Consider the following 25,035-nt stretch of genomic DNA (forward strand, 5'->3'; position numbering starts at 1 on the left):
AAGTAAATGATCCTAAGGGAGTAGATAATTAAAATATATTAAATTGCTAATAACGAAAAAAATAGTATTTTGTATGCGTATATTTTAAAGTATGCGTAAATTTGCAATCCAATTTTTTAATAAATAATAATAGAATATGTATCATTCAAAAATAGCTGGTTTAGGATATTATGTTCCTGCTAATGTGGTTACTAACGATGATTTGTCGAAGATAATGGATACCAATGACGAATGGATTCAGGAAAGAACCGGAATTCAGGAGCGAAGACACATTATTCGTGGAGAAGACACCACAACTTCAATGGGAGTGAAAGCAGCTAAAATCGCAATCGAGCGTTCTGGCGTTGCCAAAGAAGATATTGATTTTGTAGTTTTTGCTACATTAAGTCCAGATTATTATTTTCCAGGGCCAGGAGTTTTGGTTCAAAGAGATTTAGGGTTAAAAACAGTTGGAGCTTTAGATGTAAGAAATCAATGTTCTGGTTTTGTTTATGCACTTTCTGTTGCAGATCAATATATTAAAACTGGAATGTATAAGAATATTTTGGTGATTGGTTCTGAAGTTCATTCAACGGGATTAGATATGACAACTCGCGGACGCGGAGTTTCGGTAATTTTTGGAGATGGAGCAGGAGCAGCGGTTTTAAGCCGTGAAGAAGATTTAACAAAAGGGATTTTATCTACGCACTTGCATTCAGAAGGTGAGCATGCAGAAGAATTAGCTTTGCAAGCGCCAGGTATGGGGGCACGTTGGGTAACAGATATTATTGCAGATAATGATCCAAATGACGAAAGTTATTATCCTTATATGAATGGACAATTTGTGTTTAAAAATGCAGTAGTTCGTTTTGCAGAAGTAATCAATGAAGGTTTGGAAGCAAACGGTCTTCAGGTTTCAGATATTGATATGTTGATTCCGCATCAGGCGAATTTGAGAATTTCGCAATTCATTCAAAATAAATTCAAATTGACAGACGATCAAGTTCACAACAATATTCAGAAGTACGGAAATACTACGGCAGCATCTATTCCAATTGCTTTGACTGAAGCTTGGGAACAAGGAAAAATCAAATCTGGAGATACTGTAGTTCTAGCAGCTTTCGGAAGTGGATTTACTTGGGCAAGTGCTATTATTAAATGGTAAAATAATCATCTTACATTATATTTTTTTAAACCTGCTTCTTATTGGGAGCAGGTTTTTTTATAAATTGCGTGCTCAAACCTATCAGGTTTCATTTGGAGAAAAACTATTTAAATCAGAATGAAAAAAAATCAACTAGAAATAGCTTGTTTTAATTATGAATCGGCGTTAATTGCTCAAGCAAATGGCGCGGACAGAATTGAGTTATGTGAAAATATGAAATTGGGAGGAACAACGCCAAACTCAATTTTGGTGGTAAAAGTCCGCGAAAGTATAGATATTAAAATGCATGTTATTATCAGGCCTCGAGGTGGTGATTTTGTTTATTCTGATGAAGAACTTACGGAAATGAAACAAGATATCAAGCAGTATAAAAAGCTAGGCGTTGATGGTTTTGTTTTCGGGATTTTAAAGGAAAATGGAAAAATAAATAAAAAACAAAATAAAGAACTGGTGCATCTGGCGCATCCACTTTCTTGTACTTTTCACCGTGCTTTTGATGTAGTGAAAAATCCAGAAAAATCACTGGAATCTATTATTGACTGTGGTTTCAAAACAATTTTGACTTCTGGGCAAGGCGTAAATGTTGAAGAAGGAATTGTTGCTTTAGAAAGACTTCAAGAACTAGCTGGCGATAGAATAGAAATTATGCCTGGAGGAGGTTTACGTTCGTCAAACATCAAATTATTGCAGGAAAAATTAGACCTGACTTTTTATCATTCTTCAGCAATCACCGATAATTCTGAAATTGCAAATCCAGAAGAAATAAAAGAATTAAGAAACTTTTTATAAATATCTACTAAAACAAAAAAGTCTGGAGTGGCATCTCCAGACTTTTTTTTACAAGAAATATTCAAAAATTATTTAAAAAAATCTTTTTAGGTAAGATTAGAACATTCCGCCTCCACCTTTGTTAGTATTGTCGTCTCTTTGTTTACGCTGTAAATTTTTGATTTTTCCGCCTCCAAAATTGTAAGTTAAACCAAAATAGACTGTTTGGCTTTCCCATTTGAACTGCCCAGCTTGAGGGTAAGGATTTTCAGTATCAAAAGCATATTTCATAGTATTAAAGACATCATTGAAACGAACACTTAAATTCATTTTGTTGTCTAATAATGTATATCGTGTACCAATATCCATTTTGTACATTTCGTGACTATTGTTCTGAAGTCCATCTGTTGCACCTCTATAGAATCCGAAAGCTAAGAAACTTAAACGTTTGTTTACTTTAAAGTTAGAGTTCATACGTCCATTAAATGCGGCAACAGTAACCGTTTTGTTCTTAGGTCCAATTTGATTTTCTTCTGGAATAAAACCATATATAACTCCTGATTGATCAATGCTTGAGAAATCAATCGATGGCTGAATATCCCACCATTTTGTGATTTTATAATTAAATGACATTTCAAATCCATAAGCAGTATTATGATCAAAATTTGTATAACTCATAATTTGCTTTTGCTCACTTGCATCGTTAGGATCAGGATATAAAATTCTACTAATTTGGTCATTAATGCTTCTCACGAAAACCCCTGCCGTAAAACTTCCTTTTTCAAGAGTTTTAGTATAATTTACTTCAATTGAGTTGGTGAACTGAGGTCTTAGGTCAGGATTTCCTATCGAAGTAACTAACGGAGTAGCAAATTCACGAATAGGTTTTGTTTGCTCTAAACTTGGACGATCGACACGACGACTATAGCTTAACTGTAAAGTGTTTTTCTCAGTTAAATTGTACGTAATATAAGCCGACGGATATAAGGTAATATAGTCGTCATCAAATTTATCTTTACCATAATTTAAATTAGCTTGAACTTTATAGCTTTCAAAACGAGCACCTACTTGATAGCTTAGTTTTTTGAATTTCTGTCCAAATGTTACATAAGCAGAATAAATATCTGTGTCATAAGTATAATGAGAAGTTTGATCTGCAACAGGAAGCAAAGGATTTCCAGTTATATAATCATTATCAGTTCTTGTGATTCTTGCTTCGGCTCCAGCTTCAAGAGTTGTTTTTTCGTTTAACGGATTAACATAATCTACGTTTACTGTGCTAAGTTTTCTACCACCTTTTAGAAAATCATCATAAACTACAGCCGAACTTGTATTATCAATATTAGTTGTTTGAGTGTCGAATGAAGCATTTTGAGTTTCTTTGTTATCGCTATAATTTGCCTCAAAATCTAATGTGTGACCTTCTTTTTTAAAGATATGTTTGTATGCTAAATTATAAGTCCCAACTCTGTCTGGACCCCAATATTTTGATTTTTGTAAAATATTTGAAATATCAGAACCAGTTACATTATTGTAATCAATATTAGTATCTACATAACCTTTTCCGTCAGATTTGTTTTGGTTAGTATAAATAGATAAAGTATTGTGATCATCGATTAAATAATCCATTCCAATTTTGTATAAATAAGACTCATTATCATTCAAAACATCTATATTTTGAGTGATATCTTCATCAAATCTTTGGATAAAACCTTTATTATGGTATTTTCCAAAGTTCTGTCCTACGTTTCCAAAGAAATTTACTTTTCCAGTTTTATAATTCAAATCTAAAGACTGGTTGTATTTTGCAGTTTCACCAAAAGTAATACCGCCGCTGTAACTTCCGTTAAAACCAGTATTAGCATTTTTATGTAAAATAATATTGATGATTCCAGACATTCCTTCTGGATTATATTTTGCGCTTGGATTGGTAATCAGTTCGATTTTTTTGATAGAAGTTGATGGAATTTGTTTCAATAATTGAGCAGGGTCAATATTAGTTGGACGTCCGTCAATTAATACACGAACATTATCATTTCCGCGAAGCGAAAGTTTTCCATCCTGATCTACATTTACAGAAGGAATATTGTTCATAATATCTGATGCCGAAGCTCCTGCTGTTGTCAAGTCCTTACCAACATTAACTACTTTTCTATCAATTTTTTGTTCGATTGTAGAACGTTCTGCTACAATGTTTACACCTTTAAGTTGTGTTGCTTCTTCTTCAAGTGCAACATTTACAGTTGCAGATTTTTTGTTTTCGCTTAAAAGAACTGAACCGATATATTTTCTAAATCCAATATATTGAATTTCGATCGTATAACTTTTTAATGCGATGTTTTTAAATGAAAAGTCTCCGTTATCATCTGTGTTTACGCCCGAAACCACTTTTCCATTTTCTTTAAGCGAAACAGTGGCATAAGAAATTGGCGCATTGTTTGACTTTTCTGTAATTTTTCCAGAAACACTACCAGTATTCTGGGCCTGCGTTGTTGCGATTATCCCTAATAGCGCAAACAGAAAGAATTTTAATTTCATGATTTTTTTACTGATTATTTTTGATTTGATTGATGATGATTTTTGTTTTTGTTAGTTTTTCTTTTTTTTGTTTTTCTTTGCCTCAAAAAAATTGAAGTCACTATTAAGACTCTTTTGGCATCGATATGTTACAAGAAAATGTGAAAAAAAGCACAAAAAAAAGCGTATGCCTTGTTTTGTAAGAGTTTAAGGTTTTAATTTTTTGATAATTTTAACAATTAAAAAACTAGCTTTTTTATCAAATCGAAACTCTTTTCTTGAATTTAATATGTTTTTGATTTTCTCTAATTGATGAATAAGCAGTATCTTTGCTCACTTTAAAATAAGTTTACATGTCATTACCACAAATTCTTACACCTTCTATACAAAAAGCAATACAAGCATTATTTGATGTTACTGTTGATAAAATTGAGTTTCAAACTACTAGAAAAGAGTTTGAAGGAGATATTACAATGGTGATTTTTCCTTTGCTGAAAGTGATTAAAAGTAATCCGGCTGAATTGGGAAATAAAATTGGAAATTATCTAGTAGAAAATGTTTCTGAAGTGGCTCGCTTTAATGTAGTTTCTGGTTTCTTGAATATTGTGATTTCAGACAGTTATTATGTGAATTTCTTTAATGGAATAAAAGACCAAAAGCAATTTGGATTTGTAGCCCCAAACCCAGCTGAAAAAGCAGTTATGGTTGAATATTCTTCTCCAAACACAAATAAACCTTTGCATTTAGGACACGTTCGTAACAATTTGTTAGGATATTCCGTTGCAGAGATTTTAAAAGCTTCTGGTAAAAAAGTTTACAAAACACAAATTATCAACGATAGAGGAATTCATATCTGTAAATCGATGCTGGCTTGGGAGAAATTCGGAAACGGAGAAACTCCTGAAACTTCAGGTTTAAAAGGAGATAAATTAGTTGGTAAATATTATGTCGAGTTTGACAAAGCTTACAAAAATGAAATTAACGGTTTAATCGAAACTGGTAAAACAGAAGAAGAAGCAAAAAAACAAGCACCGATTATTATCGAAGCTCAAGATATGCTTAAGAAATGGGAAGCTGGAGATGAAAAAGTAATTGCGCTTTGGAAAAAAATGAACGAATGGGTTTATGAAGGTTTCGCAACAACTTATACCAATCTTGGAGTTAATTTTGATAAATATTACTATGAAAGCAATACTTATCTTTTAGGAAAAGATGTTGTACAAGTAGGTTTAGATAAAGGAGTTTTCGAAAAAGATCCGGACGGTTCTGTTTGGATTGATTTGACAGATGAAGGTCTTGACCGAAAAATCGTTTTACGTTCTGATGGAACAGCGGTTTATATGACGCAAGATATCGGAACAGCAATTCAACGTGTAAAAGATATGCCGGATGTTGGCGGAATGGTTTACACTGTCGGAAACGAGCAAGATTATCACTTTAAAGTATTATTCTTAATCTTGAAAAAATTAGGGTTTGACTGGGCTTCAAGCTTATATCACTTGTCATATGGAATGGTTGATTTGCCTTCTGGAAAAATGAAAAGCCGCGAAGGAACTGTTGTAGATGCAGACGATTTGATGCAAGATATGACCGATACAGCAAAACAGATTTCAGAAGATTTAGGAAAATTGGACAGCTATTCTGACGAAGAAAAAGCAAAATTGTACAAAACAATTGGTTTAGGAGCTTTGAAATATTACATTTTAAAGGTTGATCCTAAAAAACGTATTTTGTTCAATCCAGAAGAATCTGTTGATTTTGCAGGAAATACAGGACCATTTATTCAATATACTTACGCTAGAATTCAGTCCATAATCCGTAAAGCAGATTTTGATTTTTCTAACAAAATCGAAATCGAAGAACTTCATGAAAAAGAAAAAGAATTGGTAAAACAAATCGAGCTTTTTCCAGAAGTAATTCAGAATGCGGCTCAAAATCATAGCCCAGCATTAATTGCCAATTATACTTATGATTTAGTAAAAGAATATAACTCATTTTACCAATCTGTACATATTTTAGGAGAAGTAGACCTGACTAAAAAAATATTCAGAGTACAGCTTTCTCAAAAAGTTGCAGAGGTAATAAATTCTGCATTCCAATTATTAGGAATTGAAGTTCCAGAGAGAATGTAAGAATAAAACATATTAAATTGTAAAGCCAATAGTTTCCTTAACTATTGGCTTTTTTTATTGTTTTTTTGGCTTCAAAGGTATTATTGTGCTAAAATTCTTAAATAGTTTTGCGGTGGCTTTGTAAGTATTACAATGCAAGTGATAAAATTATAAGTCAACTCTCCTAATATTCATTTTTAACTATTTTGAATTAGTACGCTTTTAGTAAGGATGATGAGATAATTAAAAGGACAGTCTAGTAATTAGACGGTTTTTTTTCTCAATTATTTTTCACTCTCTCTTCTTAAACGTTTACACATTTTTAATTTCAACAATTTTTTTGTAGTATTAGTATTTCTTTTTTATGTGTTAAAAGTAATTCAATACTTGTTAAAATTATTTTAATTTTTTAAGTTCGCCCTCTCTAATTAAAAAACAAAATAATGAAACAAAAATTTAAAGGATTTGCAATTCTTGTATTTCTTCTTTTTACGCAACTATTTTTTGCACAAGAGAAAACAATATCGGGAATTGTTTCAGATGGGAGTGGGCCTATTCCGGGGGCGAATGTTGTGGTAAAAGGAACCAGTAATGGTGTTCAAAGTGATTTTGATGGAAAGTATAAGATAAAGGCAAAAACAGGTGATGTTTTGATTTTTTCTTACATGGGAATGAAAGATCAGACAATTACTGTTGGTAATTCACCTACTGTAAATGTGAAATTGCAAGAAGGAGGGGAGCAATTGGAAGAAGTTGTGGTTCAGGTGGCTTATGGTAAAGCTAAAAAAGGAACATATACAGGATCTGCGACACAAATTAAATCAGAGCAATTAGAAAATAGACCATTAACAAATGCTCTTTCAGTTTTGGAAGGTTCTACTTCTGGAGTTCAAATTCAGAGCTCGGCTGGACAACCTGGTGCTGCACCTGAAGTAAGGATAAGGGGTTTTAGCTCAGTTAATGGATCAAATACGCCTTTATACATTGTTGATGGAGTGCCATTCGCAGGAGATATAAGTAATTTAAATTCTGCAGATATTGAAAGTTTAACTGTCTTAAAAGATGCTTCTTCAACATCTCTTTACGGTTCAAAGGCGGCAAATGGTGTTGTTATTATTACAACAAAGACAGGAAAATCTACTAAAGATAAATTTTCATTAAATATAAGTACAGGTATGACATCTCGTTCAATTAAAGATTATGAACGAGTAAATGCTTATGATTATTATCCATTGGAGTGGGAGGCAATTCGTAATAGTCGTCCAATGGCGAATCAAGTACAAATTGATGCTGCGAATGCTTATGCATCTTCAAGAGTTCCTGTGGTATTGGTTACCAATCCATTTAATGTTCCTGCAAATAGTATTGTTGGAACTGATGGGAAATTGAATCCAAATGCTCAATTGCTTTATCCACAAGATTTAAATTGGGAAAAGCAATTAGAACGAGCAGGAACACGTCAAAATGTTGATTTTTCTTATCAGGGTAAATCTGAAAAATCAAATTACTTCGCATCTTTAGGTTATCTAAATGAGGAAGGATATTTAAGAAAATCTGATTTTGAAAGAACTACTGGTCGCTTAAATTTAAATACAAGCCTAAAAGATTGGTTTAAAACCGGAGTTAATATTTCAGGATCTATTAGCAATTCTAATTTAGGAATTGATGGAGCTACAGATTCAAATGCAGTTAAGAATCCGTTTAGAGCAGCACGATATATGGGGCCAATTTATCCAGTTTTTGATCATGTTGAAAATGGAGATTATGCGTATGATATTAATGGAGATAAAATATATTCAACTACAAGAGGTTCTGGAGCTGCCAATGGTAGAAATATTGTTTATGAAACACTTAATGACACTGATAATGTAAAAAAATTAGCTTTATCGGGAAGAACATATTTTGAAATAACATTTTTAAAAGATTTTAAGTTTACGACTAATGCTTCTATAGATAAGACTTATTCAAACAGATCTATAATTTATAACACTTTAATTGGTGACGGAGCACCAAGTGGGTTAATGTCTAAAGAGGATAGAGTGTTAACAGGTTTGACTTATAATCAATTATTGAATTACTCTAAGAAAATTGGAAACCACTCGTTTAATGCTTTGTTAGGTCACGAAAGTTTTGATTATACTTCTGCTTATACTTCAGGCACAAAGACTGGTCAGGTAGTTCCCGAAATTCCAGAATTCATTAATTATGCTACAACTACAGATTTAACATCATATACAAGAAATTATGCTACAGAATCTTATTTCTCAAGATTAGGATATGATTATATGGATAAATATATACTTTCGGCTTCTTTTAGAAGAGATGGTTCTTCAAAATTTTCTAAAGAAAACAGATGGGGTAATTTCTGGTCTTTTGGTGGCGCATGGGTAATTTCAAAAGAAAATTTTCTTAATAATAGTTCATGGATAAATGATTTAAAGCTTAGAGCTTCATTAGGTCAGGTTGGAAATGATTCTCATATTGATAATAATGGATTAAATTATTATGTGAGTCAATCTACTTATAATTTAGGTTATGATAATGGGAATGAAGGCGGTATTGTTACTTATGCTGCAGCGGCTACTAGTCTTCAATGGGAAAAAAATACTCAAAAAGATTTAGCGCTAGAATTCGGACTTTTTAAAAATAGGCTAAGAGGTAGCATAGAATACTATAATAGAAATACTGATGGACTAATATTTTCAGTACCTAATCCTTTATCATCTGGATTAGATAACAGAATAGAAAATATTGGGTCGATGTATAATAGAGGTATTGAAATCGCATTGGATGGAACAATTATAAAAACAAATGATTTCTCATGGAATTTAAATGTAAATGCATCAACAATTCATAATGAAATTACAAGTTTGCCACAAAATGAAATTATTGACGGAACTAAAAAACTTATGGTTGGAAGGTCAATATATGATTATTGGTTGAGAAGTTGGTATGGAGTTGATCCTACTGATGGCTATGCTTTGTATGTTGCAGATCCAACATTAATGTCTGCAAATGATTCAACGGCTAGAGTTGTAAATGGGGTTAATGTAACGACAGATCAAAATAAAGCACTCTATCATTATGCTGGTTCTGCAATACCAGATCTATTTGGAAGTTTTGGCAATAGCTTTAAATATAAAGGATTAAAATTGGATATTTTGTTTTCTTATCAAATTGGAGGAAAAATGTATGACACTAACTATGCAGGATTAATGCATACTGGCAACAATTATGGATCTGCTTTAAGTGTTGATGCTCTTAAAAGATGGCAAAAACCTGGTGATATAACTGATGTTCCAAGATTAGATGTTAATAGAAACACTCAGTCTACTGCCGCATCAGATAGATGGCTAATTGGATCTGATTATTTAGCGCTAAGACAAATTAACCTGTCATACAAAATGCCTGATGAACTAACTTCAAAATTTGAGATTGATAATGCTGTTATTTATGTTAATGGTGAAAACTTAATGTTGTTTACCAAACGTCAAGGAATGGATCCTACTCAAACTTTTAACGGAACAACTCAAAATAGATACATTCCTTCTAGAGTAATTAGCTTAGGATTAAATTTAAATTTTTAAAATTATGAAATCAATATATATAAAGCTGGTATCTTTTTTCAGTCTGGTAACCGTATTAGTATCATGTTCAGATGATTTTTTAGATAAAAAGCCTACAGAGTTTGTTGATTATACTGCAGCAACTAAAACAACAGAAAATCTTATGACTACCTTGAATGGTATTCATCGATCTTTGTATGTTCGATACAATAATCAAAATGAAAATGGTCTGGGAAGTTTAATGCAACAAATTGATATTGCAGGAGATGATGTTGTATTTCCTATCACTAATAGCTGGTATTTGCAAGTTTACAATTGGTCGTCTTTTTCAAATTCTAATTCTCAAGATTTAAGATTTCAATACAGAACTTATTATAGAATTATCAGAAATGCGAATACCATTATTAATGCTACTGACGCCGCAATTGGCCCAGAATCAGATAAAAAAATTGTGAAAGGGCAGGCTTTGCTTTATCGAGCATTCTGTCATTATCAATTGGTTCAGCTTTTTGGGGAAAGATATGTAGCCGGTGGGGTAAATTCTCAACTTGGTATTCCTGTTATTTTAACTGTAGGAAATGATAATTTTCCTCGTTCGACTGTAGAAGAAGTTTATAGCCAAATTAACAAAGATTTAGATGAAGCTAATATATTATTAGTAGGTTACACAAAATTAAATAATTCTCATTTAGATCTAAAAGTAGCGCAAGGATTAAAAGCTAGAGTTGCTTTGACTCAGGGGAATTGGGCAATAGCTGCAGATTATGCTAATAAAGCACGAGCAGGTAAAACATTAATGAGTATGACGGATTATGTTGCAGGATTTAATGATTTCAATAATGTAGAATGGATGTGGGGAAGTCATATAAACGAGGTTCAAACTGATTATTTTGGAAATTTTGGAGCATATATGTCAAGAAATTACAATTCAACCGTTATACGTTCTTGTCCAAAAGCAATTAATAGTAAATTGTATAATATGATTCCTGAAACTGATATTCGTTTCAAAATCTTTGATAAAACGGGAAATCATACAGCTCTTTCATTACCTTCAAATTATGCTAAATTTCCATATACTAGTCAGAAGTTTTTGTCAATTAGTACAGGAGATAGTAGATGTGATGTGCCTTATATGCGTGTCGCAGAAATGTATTTGATAGAAGCTGAAGCAAAAGCTAGACTTGGTAGAACAGATGCTGCTAGCGTGCTTTTTGAATTTGAAAAAACTAGAAATCCTTCGTGTACTTTATCAATAAAAACAGGACAAGATCTAATAGATGAAATCTTATTGCAAAGAAGAATTGAGTTATGGGGAGAAGGTTTTAGATTCTATGATTTAAAGCGAACAAATTCTCCATTAGATAGAACAGGAGCTAATCATGATTCAGGTATTACTAATGGAGTTATGAATGTAGCTTCAAATGATAAAAGATGGCAATGGTTGATTCCACAAGCTGAAATTAATGCTAATCCATTGATTGTTCAAAATCCTTTGTAGGTTAGAAAAATAATAAGAAACAAAAAAATCCGGAAGTCTCTAAACTTCCGGATTTTTTTTAACAACTAATTCTAATTACTTAACAAATTTGTCAATGATTTTATCTGTTTCTGCTTTTGCGGTATCTGGTTTTAAATCAAATAATAAAGAGTAAAGCGCTTTTCTGTCAACTTTAGCTTCTAGGTTTAAATCTTGATGTCTGTCAAAAAGGGTTTGCCATTTGTCGCGAACGTTTTTCCATAAAGCATTGTTTTCTTTCCACCATTTTTGAGCGGCGATACATTTTACGTCTGGAACTTTAGTGTAAACATCAAATCCTTTTTCTTGAGCTAGTAAAACATCTTTTCCAGCGTCGTCACGAACCAATTTATCATTGTCTTGCTCATGATTCCATCCAGTAGAAGTGATTTCATGAATATTTCTTCTTTTTAAAACATTATAATCATTACGTTTTGTTTGCTCTCTTCTTGGAAGTGGAGCATCAGCAACGTTTGCCCAATAATCTTGTCCATCAACGTGAACCCATGTTGAAGATCCTTCATATCTAGGGCTGTCATCTACTTGATATACTTTTTGAGTCCATTGGCCTTTAACTGCTTTTTTGTCTAATTTTTTGTATTTCCAAGAATTTCCTTTGTCAAACAAATATAAGTCTGTGTTTTCGTATAGCCAATCTTGTCTCCAGTGTTTGATAATCATATCGTCGCTTACAATCAATAAATGTTGCATAACGATTTTATTTGGCGTGTCTTCTAATAATTCTACCCATTCTAAAGCAGACTCATGTTTAGTTTCAGATGGTTTATAAGTAAGAGAATCTTTTGGGTAAGAGAAAGTTTCAGTGAAATTAAACTTCACTTCATAACAACCACACATTGATTTAATTGACTTAATGTCTTGTTGTTTTTTGTCCTGACTAAAACCAAGACTGCATGTTAAAGCCATAGCGGCTGACATAAATAGGCTTTTTGAAATCATAACTTTTTGTTTTGTTTTAAAATTTTTCGCAAATATATAAATTTTATTTAGAACAATTAAAAATAGTTATATATTTGCATCGATTATTAAGACTGAATAAAAATAATGAAAATTAAAATTACTCTTTTTGCTACTCTGATTTTTTATCAAATATCTATTTCACAAGAAGTTAAAAAAGATAGTGTTGAAACAAATGAATTATCAGAAGTTAAAGTTACTACTGCAACTAGAACAGAAAGAGTGCTTTCATCATTGCCTTTGCCAATGACAATTATTACATCTGAAGCCATAATAAAGTCTGGTGTGACAAGATTGAATGAAATTTTAAACGAACAAACAGGAATTATTTTAATTCCTGATGAAAGTGGTTTTGAAGGAATTCAGATGCAGGGATTGGATGCCGCTTATACTATGATTTTAATTGATGGAGTGCCACTTGTGGGAAGAAGCGCAGGAGTTTTGGATTTGTCTAGAGTTTCAGTTGGAAATATAGAAAGAATCGAAATTGTAAAAGGAGCTTCATCTGCTTTATATGGCTCTGAGGCGATGGGAGGAGTAATCAATGTAATTACAAAAAAGCCTAAAAAAGATATGTTTTCGGGGAGTCTTTCATACCGCTATGCTACATTTAACACTAGTGATGCTAATGCAAATCTTCTTTGGAAAAAGAAGAAATTCTCAGCTAATCTTTTTGCCAATTTTTATTCTACAGACGGTTACGATTTAGACAAAAGTACTCCGCTAAAAAATGTGGAACCTTTTTACAATTTTACAGTTCAGCCTAAAATTTACTATGATTTTTCAGAGAATTTAAAATTAATAGTGAGCAACCGTTTTTACGATATGAAAATGGATAATAGAGCTATAATAGATTCTCAGAATTATGAAGGTGATGCAAAAGAAAATGAGTGGAATTCGCAAGTAAAATTGGAGCATAGATGGAATGATAAATTTTATTCGGAATACGAATTATATGCTACAAATTATAAAAATGATTCCTTTTTAAATGATCAAAATAATGTTCGTTATGAAGATTCATATTATGATCAATGGCTTCTTCGTCCAGAAATCAGAACAACACTTTCTCTTGGAAAAGATAAATTAACAGGAGGTCTGGGAATGAATTACGAAACATTGGACAGAACTTATTTTGATAAAAATGTAAAGTTCAATTCGCAATATGTCTTTTTACAATATGATTTTAATCCAACAGAAAAATGGAATATTCTTGCTGGATTTAGATATGACAATCATAGCGAATATGCTTCACAGTTTAGTCCAAAATTAGCTGTGAATTATAAGATTAAAGAAAATTTCTCTTTAAAATCTTCAATTGGGTATGGTTATAAAGCGCCAGATTTCCGTCAATTATTTTTCGACTTTACAAATCCATCGGTAGGTTATTCGGTTTTAGGATATAATGTTGCTGAGGCTCGTTTGAATCAGCTTGATGAGCAAGGACAGCTTTTATCAAGAGTAGATGGAGTTGACTTTAGTAAACCTTTAGAAGCTGAAAGTTCAATAAACATCAATTTCGGAGCTTTCTATAAAAAGAATAAATTACGATTAGATGTAAATGCTTTCTATAATTCAATAGAGAACTTAATTGATACTCGTGTTGTAGCTCAAAAAACAAACGGTCAAAATGTTTTCAGTTATTTCAATATAAGTAAAATCTTTACTTATGGTCTTGAATTTAATTCGACTTATGATTTTACAAAAGACTTTTCTGTATCATTTGGATATCAGTATTTAATCGCAAAAGATAAATCGGTATTGGATAATTTCGAAGATTATCAATATATCCGTACATCAGACCTTCAAACAATTCAAATTAAAAAATCAGATTACTTCGGATTGTATAACAGGTCAAAGCATACTGCCAATGTTAAATTCGCTTACACAATTCCAAAAATAAAGACAGACATCAATTTGCGTGTTTTTTATCGAAGCAAATACGGAATGTTCGATACCAACGGAAATCAGATTTTGGATAAATATGACACATTCGTAAGCGATTATTTCATAACAAACTTATCTGTTTCAAAATATATCGGAGATAAATTCATGCTTCAGGCAGGAGCTAACAATTTATTAGATTTCACAGACCCAACTCAAATTAGCAATCTAGCAGGAAGACAGCTATTTGCACGAATTCAATATAATTTTTAATCAACATTTATTTAACACCTTTACAAAATGAAAACAAATTTCTTAAAACTTTCACTATTAGCTTTATTCATTTCTACAGCATCTTGCAGCAGCGATGATGATAAAAATGAAGTGGTTCCAGTTGTAACTACAAAAGCTTCTAATATTGATGCTTCAACTACAGAATTTACAAAGTTCAGTTTCTCAGAAAATAAAGTAGTTACTACTGACAATTGGGATGTTGCTTTCAGTAAAACTACTATTCTTGTAAATGGAGGAACTAAAAAAGCAGATGCTGAGCCAACTAGAACAGGATCTGGAGCAGTAAGTATTGTATCTGGTACATTTTCAAGTGTAACTTTGTTTCCTGAGGCATCTACTTTCGTTCAAGATGGTACTACAGCTTATGCAATTCCAACTGGAAGTGGAAACGGATGGTACAGCTATAATGCAACAACTCATATTATTTCACCAATCGCAGGAAAAGTTTTTGTTGTAAAAACTCACGATGGTAAATATGCAAAATTTGAAGTGTTAAGCTATTACAAAGATGCTCCAGCAACTCCATCAGAAACATCTGTATCTGGATACTACACATTTAATTTTGCATATCAAGCAAATAGTACTACAACATTCTAAGAAAGAATTAATAGCTCCAAGTGATTTTTATCTGGGAGCACTTATAAATAAAAACATTAAAAAATTTAGTTAATCATTAGCTTTGTTTTTTTTATTTTTTTTTGATTTAGAGGTTAGATTTATCTAACCTCTTTTTTTTGTTCTACTTTCTTGTTAAATTGAATTAGAAACAAAATGTTATTCTATCTTTGCACAAATTTTTTCTGCAATAAGTTAACAATTATTTAATTGGTTTAATTTTTGAATGCAGTTCTTCATATTTTTATAATTATTAAGTGAATACAAAATCTTATTTTTTTCAGTCTTTTGCGATCGTTGCTTTGGCGTTGGTTGCTTTTATTGGATTCAAACAAATCCTTCCAGATAAAATATTTTCGGACAGTAAATTAGATTCTAAAAACATATTGATTGATAGTTTGCTTTTAGAGTCTGTTGCCCAAGATTCACTTTCGTTGGATGATGATAGTATTGCCGAGAGCGAAAGAAAACTGAATCAGCAGAAAATTGTTTTTGATGAAACTGAAGGAATCGAATTTCCTGCAGAAACATTTGAAGATTATAAAGGATATCAATATCTGATTTCTTTTTATGAGAAATTGTATCAGCTGGAAAAAAATCCGCAGAACAAAGTTAGAATCGCTTATTATGGAGATTCAATGACAGATGGCGATTTGATCGTTCAGGATGTTCGTGCCAATTATCAAGAGCGTTTTGGAGGAAATGGAGTAGGTTTTGTTTCTATTACATCAGAATCTGCAGCTTCAAGGGGTTCTGTAAAATCGACTTATTCTAAAAACTGGAAAACACAATCTTACTTAAATGTAAAAAGGCCAACGAGTCCTTTTGGTGTGAATGGTCATGTGTTTTTTGCAAATGACAAATCCAATTCAACTTGGGTTCAATATGAAGCTGGACTTAACAAATTTTCTACTTCTTTAGACAATGCAACCTTATTTTATGGGCATTCAGCTAAAACTGGAAAAGTGAATTTCATTATTGGAAAAGACACCATCAAGAAAAGTCTTTCGCCAAATAATTTAGTGAATACATTAAAAGTTTCATCTGGAAGCTTGAAAGCTTTCAAAGCAAATTTTGTACAAGCAGATTCTATTCCGATTTATGGATTTAATTTTGATAATGGCGCGGGAGTTCACGTAGATAACTTTTCGCAAAGAGGAAATTCAGGACTTCCGATTTCGATGTTTAATGCTGACGTAATGAGAGCCTTTAATAATAGTTTGAAATACGATTTAATAATCCTTCATTACGGGACAAACGTTTTAAATTACGGAACCAAAAATTATTCTTGGTATGAAAAAGGAATGACAAAAACCGTTAACAAAATAAAAGAATCTTTTCCAGGAGTTTCAATTTTGATTGTTTCTACAGCAGATAAATCAACAAAATATGATATGGAAATGAAAACCGATTCTGCCGTAGTCCCTCTTATGAAAGCGCAAAAACATTATGCACTTGAAACACAAGCTGGATTTGTAAACTTATATACTTTAATGGGAGGTGACGGTTCAATGATTAAATGGGTTGATGAAGCTCCAGCGAAAGCCAATAAAGATTATACACATTTTAACCAACGTGGAGCAAAAGCAATTGGTAATTTGCTGTATGGACAATTAAACAAAGGATACGAAGAGTATAAAAAACTTCGAGAAAAAAGAGATGCTGAAGGAACTAAACCAAAACCAGTAAGAAGAGCCAAACCTGATTCCGTTTCAGTAACAACAGACAGCTTATGATAAATAAACTCATTGTTTTCTTTTGTTGTCTTTTTTTTGCAACAAATGAAAAGACTCCAAAAACAGACCTACATCCAATACCTAAAAGTATGATTCAAAAAGTGGATACCGCAAAAATTGATACTCCTTCTGATGGTCAGATTTATAATGCGAAAGTATTAGAAGATTTCTTTAGGAAATTAGAGGAAAATGAAAGTAATAAAAATCAAAAAATCAATATTGTACATATTGGCGATTCACATATTCAAGGCGATTTGATGACTAATGAAATCAGAAAAAATCTGCAGCAGAAATTTGGAAATGGAGGAAGAGGTTTAGTATTTCCTTATCAATTGGCCAAAACAAACGGATCTTACAATGAACGATTTAGATCGAACAGAACTTGGGAAAGTTATCGAAATATTTATCCAGTAAAGAATAACCCAATTGGATTATGCGGAATTGGACTTTGGAGAGATACAGGCGGATTTGTAATGGAGATGAATGTAAAAGATCCATCGTATAAATTCAACACCATAAAAATTATTACGCCTCAAAACCAAAATATGTTCGATTTGGCAATTTCGTCTAAAATCAATTCCATTCAGACAACAGAGCCAAAAGTCATTACTCATAAAATTAAAAAAGGCGAGGTACTTGGAACTATTGCAGACAAATACAATGTTTCGATTGCTGAAATTAAAAGAGACAATAATCTAAAGTCAAATAATATTCGTGCGGGAAGAACGTTAAAAATCGCTACAAAGGAAACAAAACAAAAGACCATTTCTATGTCAGAGTTTGTTCCGTTGGCAATAGAATCAGATTCTTATTCACATTATTATAATTCAGAAAATGCTCTAAGCCGAATTTTCTTGATTCCAAACAAAGAAGCTAAGGATTATGAATTAAACGGAATTGTTTTAGAAAAAGATGCTTCTGGAATTATTTATAGCGGAATTGGAGTAAATGGAGCCAAATATTCAGATTACAATAAATATCCATTATTCTTTGAACAATTAAAATCATTGCATCCAGATTTGCTTATTTTTTCGTTGGGGACAAATGAAAGCTACGATCACTTAGATGCTGGAAATTACATCAAAGAATTAAGAGAATTTATCAGCAATATCAAAGCACAAAATATAAATGCTCCAATAATTGTGATGACGCCGCCGCCATCGCTGCTAAGAAGAAAACCGAATAATTATATTAATGATTATGCAAGAGAAATTATTGAGACAGCTCAAAAAGATGGTTTTGCAGTTTGGGATTTGTACGATGAGTTTGGCGGAATGAGTGGCATCAAACAATTAAAAGTACAAGGATTAATTGGACCAGATTGGGTTCATTATTCAAAAAAAGGATACGAGAAACAAGGAAATTTGTTTACTCAGGCGTTTTTAAGAACATACGATAATTTTAAATTAAAGAAGTAAGTTGACAACAATAGATAGCATTAATAATTGGTTCATTCAAAACTTTGGTGCAATTACAATAGAACAAGTTAAGAGTTGGTTTGTTTACAATCCCGACGAAAAACTTTTATTCAACACCGGTTTATTCTTAGGTTTATTTCTGGTTTTCTATTTTGTGTATGGTTTTTTACGCAAAACATTTTATTTGAGATTGACGTATGTTATTCTCTTCTCATTATTCTTTTATTATAAATCAAGTGGAATTTACTTCCTGCTCTTATTGCTTTCGTCTGTTGTAGATTATGGTTTAAGCCAAATTATTTATCGAGAAAGCAGAGACGGAGTTAAGAAGCTATACTTAGTGATTAGTGTTATTCTGAATTTGGCACTTTTGGGCTATTTCAAATACATGAACTTTTTGATTGTAACTTACAATGATATGTTTCAGGGTAATTTTGCACTTCATAATGTTTTTCTTCCTGTTGGGATTTCATTCTATACTTTTCAGTCGATGAGTTATATTATTGAGATTTACAGAGAAGAAATTAAGCCAACAAAAAACTACATTGAATATTTATTCTTCGTTTCGTTTTTCCCGCAGTTAGTTGCTGGGCCAATTGTACGCGCGAAAGATTTCTTGCCTCAGATTTATCAAAAATTAAATTTGACGAAACAAGATGTAAACAATGCTTTGTTTTTAATTATCGGAGGTTTAATCAAGAAAACCGTAATCTCAAATTACATATCAGTAAACTTTGTTGATCGTGTTTTTGATACGCCAATGAGTTATACTTCTTTCGAAAACTTAATGGCATCGTACGGATATGCAATTCAGATTTATTGCGATTTTTCTGGATATTCAGATATGGCAATTGGTATTGCATTGTTGCTTGGATTTAAATTGCCAGTTAACTTTAGAACTCCATATAAATCAACATCGATTACCGATTTCTGGAGAAGATGGCACATTTCGCTTTCGACTTGGTTAAAAGACTTTTTATATATTTCTATCGGAGGAAATCGTAATGGATCTTTTGCAGGATATTTATTTCCAAGTTTATTCTTCTTCGGATTATTGCTTTGGGGAATGTCTTGTTATAATGAAAGTGTGATTCCGCTTGTCATTGCAGGAATCAGTATTTTAATTTTCGCTTTGTCATTTTTACTTTCAAGCAAAATAAAACAGACTTTAGTAACCAATTTCAACCTGTTTACTACAATGCTTTTAGGAGGATTGTGGCACGGAGCAGGAGCGCAGTTTATTGTTTGGGGAGCACTTCACGGATTAGCTTTAGCGGTTCATAAAATTTTCATGGAATTTTTTCCATCCAAAAAGGACAAAAGCCCGAATTTCTTATGGAGATTTTTCTCAATCTTAATTACATTTCATTTTGTAGTTTTCTGTTGGATCTTTTTCCGCGCAAGAGATTTTGAAACAGCTTTACAAGTAATTAATAATATTGGGCAATTAACATTCGAGCCAGAACTTTGGAAAACAATTATCTTAGGATATAAAAACGTATTCGGATTAATGTTATTCGGTTACGTGTGGCATTTCTTGCCAGAAACATTCACAAACGGAATGAAATCTGTTTTCGACAAAACTCCGATTTTGGTAAAAGCAATAATCTTAGGATTTGTTTATTGGATTGTTTATGCAACAGCAGTTGCAGGTTCACAGCCATTTATTTATTTCCAATTCTAAAATAAAGGTTCAAAGTGGCAAAGTAACAAAGGCGTAAAGGTTTTATTCTTTGCGCCTTTTTTATAGCCACTGATTAAAAGGATTAAAAAGATTTATTTCACGCAGATTCTGCAGATTTTAGCAGATTTAAATTTTTATTATTTAAAATAGAAATCTGAATCATCTGCTAAATCTGCAAGAGAAATAGTCAGTGAAATCGGTGTAATTAGCAACAAAGAAAAAACTTTGCGCCTTTGTTACTTTGCCACTTTGAACCTTAAAAAATAAATTGCCTGAAATATCTAATTAGATTATCTTTGCACTTCAAATAAAGAAAATAGTATGTTTGATAATTTAAGTGATAAGTTAGATAAAGCGTTCCATATATTAAAAGGACACGGTAAAATTACAGAAGTAAACGTAGCCGATACCTTAAAAGAAGTTCGTCGTGCGTTGCTTGATGCCGATGTTAACTTTAAAATTGCTAAAGATTTTACTGCTAGAGTAAAAGACAAAGCAATTGGTCAGGACGTACTTACAACATTACAGCCAGGACAATTATTAGTAAAACTGGTAAAAGATGAGTTGACAGAATTAATGGGTGGAGATGTTGCTGGTGTGAACCTTTCAGGAAATCCAACAGTTATTTTGATGTCAGGACTTCAAGGTTCTGGTAAAACAACTTTCTCAGGAAAATTAGCAAACTTCTTAAAAACGAAGAAAAATAAAAAACCACTTCTTGTAGCATGTGATATCTACCGTCCAGCGGCGATTAATCAGCTTCATGTTGTTGGAGACCAAATAGGTGTTGAGGTTTACTCAGAACCAGAAAATAAAAATCCTGTAGAAATTGCTCAAAACGCAATTAAACATGCAAAAGCAAACGGATTTAATGTTGTTATCGTCGATACAGCAGGGCGTTTAGCAGTAGATCAGGAAATGATGGATGAAATTGCACGTGTTCATAAAGCAATTCAACCACAAGAAACATTGTTCGTTGTAGACTCTATGACAGGACAAGATGCTGTAAATACAGCAAAAGCTTTCAACGATATCTTGAATTTTGATGGAGTTATCTTAACGAAATTAGATGGTGATACTCGTGGTGGAGCAGCGCTTTCGATTAAATCGATTGTAAACAAACCAATAAAATTTGTTGGTACTGGAGAAAAAATGGAAGCAATTGACGTTTTCTATCCAGAACGTATGGCAGAGCGTATCTTAGGAATGGGAGACGTTGTGTCTCTTGTTGAAAGAGCTCAAGAACAATTTGACGAAGAAGAAGCAAGAAAACTTCAAAAGAAAATCGCGAAAAACGAATTCGGTTTTGACGATTTCTTAACGCAAATTCAGCAAGTGAAAAAAATGGGTAATATGAAGGACTTGGTTGGAATGATACCAGGAGCTTCAAAAGCCATGAAAGATGTAGAAATCGAAGATGATGCTTTCAAACATATCGAAGCGATCATTTATTCGATGACCCCTGGAGAAAGAAGCAAACCAGCGATTATCGACGTAAAAAGAAAAGCCAGAATCGCAAAAGGTTCGGGAACTAAAGTCGAGCAGGTAAATCAGCTGATGAAGCAGTTTGACCAAATGAGCAAGATGATGAAGATGATGCAAGGCCCAGGCGGAAAAAATCTGATGAAAATGATGGGAGGTATGAAAGGGATGCCGGGTGGTATGCCAGGAGGAATGCCGAGATAATAAAATTAAAAGTTTCAAGTTTCAGGTTTCAAGTTATGAAACAGAAGTTTGAAACTTTTTTCAATAAATAAATTGAGTTTCGTTTTCAACTTGAAACATGAAACATGAAACAAAAAAAACTTTAAACCTGAAACAAAAACAATGCAGCTACTAGACGGTAAAAAAACATCTAACGACATTAAAAACGAAATTGCAGCCGAAGTTCAATCTATAAAAGCAGCTGGAGGAAAAGTGCCTCATTTAGCAGCAGTTTTAGTGGGTAATAACGGAGCAAGTTTAACTTACGTAGGAAGTAAAGTAAAATCATGCCAAGAAATTGGATTTGATTCAACTTTAGTTGCTTTACCAGAAACCATTACAGAAGACGAATTATTGGCTAAGATTAAAGAATTGAACGAAGATGATAACCTTGACGGATATATCGTTCAGTTGCCTTTGCCAAAACATATCGATGAGCAGAAGATTTTATTAGCAATCGATCCTGATAAAGACGTTGACGGATTCCACCCAACAAACTTTGGAAGAATGGCTTTGGAGATGGAAAGTTTTATTCCAGCAACTCCATTCGGGATTATGGAATTATTAGAGCGTTACAAAGTTGAAACATCAGGAAAACATACAGTAGTGATTGGAAGAAGCCACATCGTTGGACGTCCGATGAGTATTTTAATGAGCCGTAAAGGAAATCCGGGAGATTCTACGGTTACATTAACGCACAGCCGTACTAAAGATTTAGCGGAATTTACTAAAAATGCAGATATCATTATTACAGCTTTAGGAGTTCCAGAATTCTTAAAAGCAGATATGGTAAAAGAAGGAGTAACGGTTATCGACGTTGGAATTACGCGTGTAGAAGATGCATCAAACGCAAAAGGATATGTGATCAAAGGTGACGTTGATTTTGACGGAGTAAGTAAAAAAGCATCGTTCATTACGCCTGTTCCGGGTGGAGTAGGACCAATGACAATTGCAATGTTACTTAAAAATACGCTTTTAGCAAGAAAAATGAGAAGCGCAAGAAATCAATAATTTCTTCCTGAAAAATATTCAAAACCCGTTCAAACGAACGGGTTTTGTTGTTTTTAATATATAATTAATAGTTTAAAGTTTCGGTTCTTAAAAATAAAGGATACTTTTGCACCACTTAAAAAAACACACTTCTCCAAATGGACGATTATTATTATTCGTTAGTATTAAATTAAGCAGCTTTTGAAATTTCAAAATGCTGCGTTAAAAACCTGTATTTTGAAATGAAAGCCTTTTACACAAACAAAAACGGATTAGTAGAAATCCAAAAATGGACTTCAAATTGCTGGATTCACATCGAATCTCCAACAGAATCAGATAAAAATTACTTATTAGAAGAACTTCAGATTCCTGAAGCTTTTTACAATGATATCGAAGATATCGACGAAAGACCTCGTATCGAAATCGAAGACGGATGGACCTTGATTATTATGCGAATTCCTATAAAAAGTGGCGATATCAAAATTCCTTTTCATACCGTTCCTCTCGGAATCATTTTTAAAGATGATATCTGCGTTACCATCAGTTTTTATAAAACAGAAATCATAAAAGATTTTGTGGCTTATTCGCAGCGCAAAAACATTGAAATAGAAGATAATTTTAATTTAGTGTTGAGGTTACTTTTGTCTTCAAGCGTTTGGTATTTGAAATATCTAAAACAAATCAATCATAAAATAAAACTGGCAGAAGATAATTTAGAGAAATCAATCAAAAATGAAGAATTGCAGGCCTTGCTTCAAATCGAAAAATGTTTTGTATTCTTCATCACTTCTTTAAAAGCAAATGATGTTTTATTTCAAAGAATTAAAAATCTAAAAGCGCACAAAGCCAGTTATGATCCAGAATTACTGGAAGATGTCGAAATCGAGTTAAATCAGGCACAAGATACGGCCAACATTTACAACAACATCTTAACCGGAATGATGGACGCATACGCATCTGTAATCTCAAATAATATGAACAATATTATGAAGCAGATGACTTCGATTTCCATCATTTTAATGATCCCGACATTAATTGCCAGTTTGTACGGAATGAACGTACCAAACGGTCTGGAAGAAAGCAAATACGGAATCTGGATTTTACTTTTAATTTCAATTATTCTATCCTCTTTTGGCGTGTTTTTATTCAAACGCAGAAGATGGTTCTAAAATAAGAAAAGCCTGTTCGTTAGAATGGGCTTTTTCGTTTAATAATTTGGGCGTGACCGTACCGAGATAAGAAGGNNCCTTCTTATCTCGGTACGGTCGGGCTATCCGCGCTACTTCGGTAGCTTGCTTCTATCCCTCACGCAATCATTTTCATAAGAAAGTTTCGCTTTTAAAAAAGTTTGAAGAATCCCAGAGGGATGAAATATTTATAGAAACGTATAAGTACACCCATTTAAGCCCCAAAGGGCGAAATATTAAAAATAAAATCATTTTTTTATTGTCAATTCAAAATAAATAATAACTTTGTACCGCAAAGTACTTTAATTATGAATCAAAAGCACCAAGAAGATTTAGCACATATTCGTTCCATGATGGAGCGCTCTTCAAGATTTATATCATTAAGCGGACTTTCGGGAGTCTTCGCTGGACTTTCGGCTTTAATTGGCGGAATCTATGTTTACCAGTTGTTCAAAGCAAATGGAATGGATTATTTAAAAGATGAGCATAGATTATATTCGACCAATCTGGTTTCAGAATTATTCTGGATCGGAGTTACAATTATGGTTTTTGCGTTGTTATTCGGTACATTTTTTACAGTTAGAAAAAGCCGAAAATACAATTTGCCAATTTGGACTTCAGCAACAAAAAAAATGCTGTTCAATCTGGCAGTACCGCTTGTAACTGGCGGAATATTTTGTCTGGCATTAATGTATCATGGACACTTTGGTTTAGTAGCGCCTTCAACATTAATTTTTTACGGACTTGCTGTTATAAATGCTGAAAAATATACATTTTCTGATGTAAAATATCTTGGTTTTTCGGAACTGATTTTAGGATGTATTTCGCTTTTTTATATAGGATATGGTTTGATTTTCTGGATTTTAGGATTTGGAATTCTACATATCGCATACGGATTAGTGATGTTCAAAAAATACAAATAACCC

16 protein-coding genes are annotated in these 25,035 nt (G+C 32.6%); 14 read left to right on the plus strand and 2 right to left on the minus strand.

What is annotated here, in order from left to right; translation table 11 throughout:
- The first annotated feature begins 136 nt into the window (after nucleotides 1–136).
- Both OD917_RS04005 and OD917_RS04010 read left to right on the plus strand, forming a co-directional pair.
- Nucleotides 137–1,144, plus strand: a complete 1,008-nt coding sequence (locus tag OD917_RS04005) for a 3-oxoacyl-ACP synthase III family protein (RefSeq protein WP_129749002.1) — start codon at nucleotides 137–139, stop codon at nucleotides 1,142–1,144.
- A 117-nt stretch (nucleotides 1,145–1,261) separates the two neighbouring features.
- On the plus strand, nucleotides 1,262–1,933 hold the full coding sequence (locus tag OD917_RS04010; protein ID WP_263522244.1) for a copper homeostasis protein CutC: 672 nt from the start codon (nucleotides 1,262–1,264) through the stop codon (nucleotides 1,931–1,933).
- Nucleotides 1,934–2,029: 96 nt separating this feature from the next.
- Here the strand turns inward: OD917_RS04010 and OD917_RS04015 are convergent, their stop codons facing one another.
- The gene (locus OD917_RS04015) at nucleotides 2,030–4,450 is read right to left on the minus strand and encodes a TonB-dependent receptor domain-containing protein (RefSeq protein WP_263522245.1); all 2,421 of its coding nucleotides are present in this window, start codon (nucleotides 4,448–4,450) and stop codon (nucleotides 2,030–2,032) included.
- Between the two features lie 332 nt (nucleotides 4,451–4,782).
- Between OD917_RS04015 and argS the strand changes: the two genes are divergently transcribed.
- From argS to OD917_RS04030, 3 genes are all read left to right on the plus strand, one after another.
- Nucleotides 4,783–6,561, plus strand: coding sequence for an arginine--tRNA ligase (gene argS / locus OD917_RS04020; protein ID WP_263522246.1), 1,779 nt, complete (start codon nucleotides 4,783–4,785; stop codon nucleotides 6,559–6,561).
- A 422-nt stretch (nucleotides 6,562–6,983) separates the two neighbouring features.
- On the plus strand, nucleotides 6,984–10,127 hold the full coding sequence (locus OD917_RS04025) for a SusC/RagA family TonB-linked outer membrane protein (protein WP_263522247.1): 3,144 nt from the start codon (nucleotides 6,984–6,986) through the stop codon (nucleotides 10,125–10,127).
- 4 nt (nucleotides 10,128–10,131) lie between these two features.
- A complete protein-coding gene (locus OD917_RS04030) occupies nucleotides 10,132–11,604 on the plus strand; it encodes a RagB/SusD family nutrient uptake outer membrane protein (protein WP_263522248.1) in 1,473 nt (490 codons plus the stop codon).
- Nucleotides 11,605–11,679: 75 nt separating this feature from the next.
- On the opposite strand, the gene OD917_RS04035 is transcribed toward OD917_RS04030, so the two are convergent.
- Nucleotides 11,680–12,582, minus strand: coding sequence for a DUF6607 family protein (locus OD917_RS04035; protein ID WP_263522249.1), 903 nt, complete (start codon nucleotides 12,580–12,582; stop codon nucleotides 11,680–11,682).
- Nucleotides 12,583–12,687: 105 nt separating this feature from the next.
- Here OD917_RS04035 and OD917_RS04040 point away from each other — a divergent pair, with 105 nt between their 5' ends.
- The 9 genes from OD917_RS04040 to OD917_RS04080 all read left to right on the plus strand — a co-directional run bounded on the left by OD917_RS04040 (nucleotide 12,688) and on the right by OD917_RS04080 (nucleotide 25,032).
- Nucleotides 12,688–14,754, plus strand: coding sequence for a TonB-dependent receptor plug domain-containing protein (locus OD917_RS04040; protein WP_263522250.1), 2,067 nt, complete (start codon nucleotides 12,688–12,690; stop codon nucleotides 14,752–14,754).
- A gap of 27 nt (nucleotides 14,755–14,781) precedes the next feature.
- Nucleotides 14,782–15,372: an HmuY family protein gene (locus tag OD917_RS04045; protein ID WP_263522251.1), complete on the plus strand. Its 591-nt coding sequence runs from the start codon at nucleotides 14,782–14,784 to the stop codon at nucleotides 15,370–15,372.
- 275 nt (nucleotides 15,373–15,647) lie between these two features.
- On the plus strand, nucleotides 15,648–17,126 hold the full coding sequence (locus OD917_RS04050) for an SGNH/GDSL hydrolase family protein (RefSeq protein ID WP_263522252.1): 1,479 nt from the start codon (nucleotides 15,648–15,650) through the stop codon (nucleotides 17,124–17,126).
- 89 nt (nucleotides 17,127–17,215) lie between these two features.
- Entirely contained in the window at nucleotides 17,216–18,544 is a 1,329-nt protein-coding gene (locus OD917_RS04055; RefSeq protein WP_263522253.1) for a GDSL-type esterase/lipase family protein, read from the plus strand.
- A gap of 1 nt (nucleotide 18,545) precedes the next feature.
- Nucleotides 18,546–20,228 (plus strand): MBOAT family O-acyltransferase, encoded by a 1,683-nt coding sequence (locus tag OD917_RS04060; RefSeq protein ID WP_263522254.1) that lies wholly within the window; start codon nucleotides 18,546–18,548, stop codon nucleotides 20,226–20,228.
- Nucleotides 20,229–20,549: 321 nt separating this feature from the next.
- Complete coding sequence (gene ffh, locus OD917_RS04065) at nucleotides 20,550–21,914, plus strand: signal recognition particle protein (protein WP_111285640.1); 1,365 nt, start codon at nucleotides 20,550–20,552, stop codon at nucleotides 21,912–21,914.
- A 141-nt stretch (nucleotides 21,915–22,055) separates the two neighbouring features.
- Nucleotides 22,056–22,943: a bifunctional 5,10-methylenetetrahydrofolate dehydrogenase/5,10-methenyltetrahydrofolate cyclohydrolase gene (locus tag OD917_RS04070; protein ID WP_263522255.1), complete on the plus strand. Its 888-nt coding sequence runs from the start codon at nucleotides 22,056–22,058 to the stop codon at nucleotides 22,941–22,943.
- A gap of 221 nt (nucleotides 22,944–23,164) precedes the next feature.
- A complete protein-coding gene (locus OD917_RS04075) occupies nucleotides 23,165–24,091 on the plus strand; it encodes a magnesium transporter CorA family protein (protein WP_263522256.1) in 927 nt (308 codons plus the stop codon).
- A 326-nt stretch (nucleotides 24,092–24,417) separates the two neighbouring features.
- Entirely contained in the window at nucleotides 24,418–25,032 is a 615-nt protein-coding gene (locus OD917_RS04080; protein ID WP_263522257.1) for a hypothetical protein, read from the plus strand.
- Nucleotides 25,033–25,035: the final 3 nt, after the last annotated feature.

The organism is Flavobacterium sp. SH_e, from assembly GCF_025717045.1.
In the GTDB taxonomy this organism is placed as follows: Bacteria; Bacteroidota; Bacteroidia; order Flavobacteriales; family Flavobacteriaceae; genus Flavobacterium.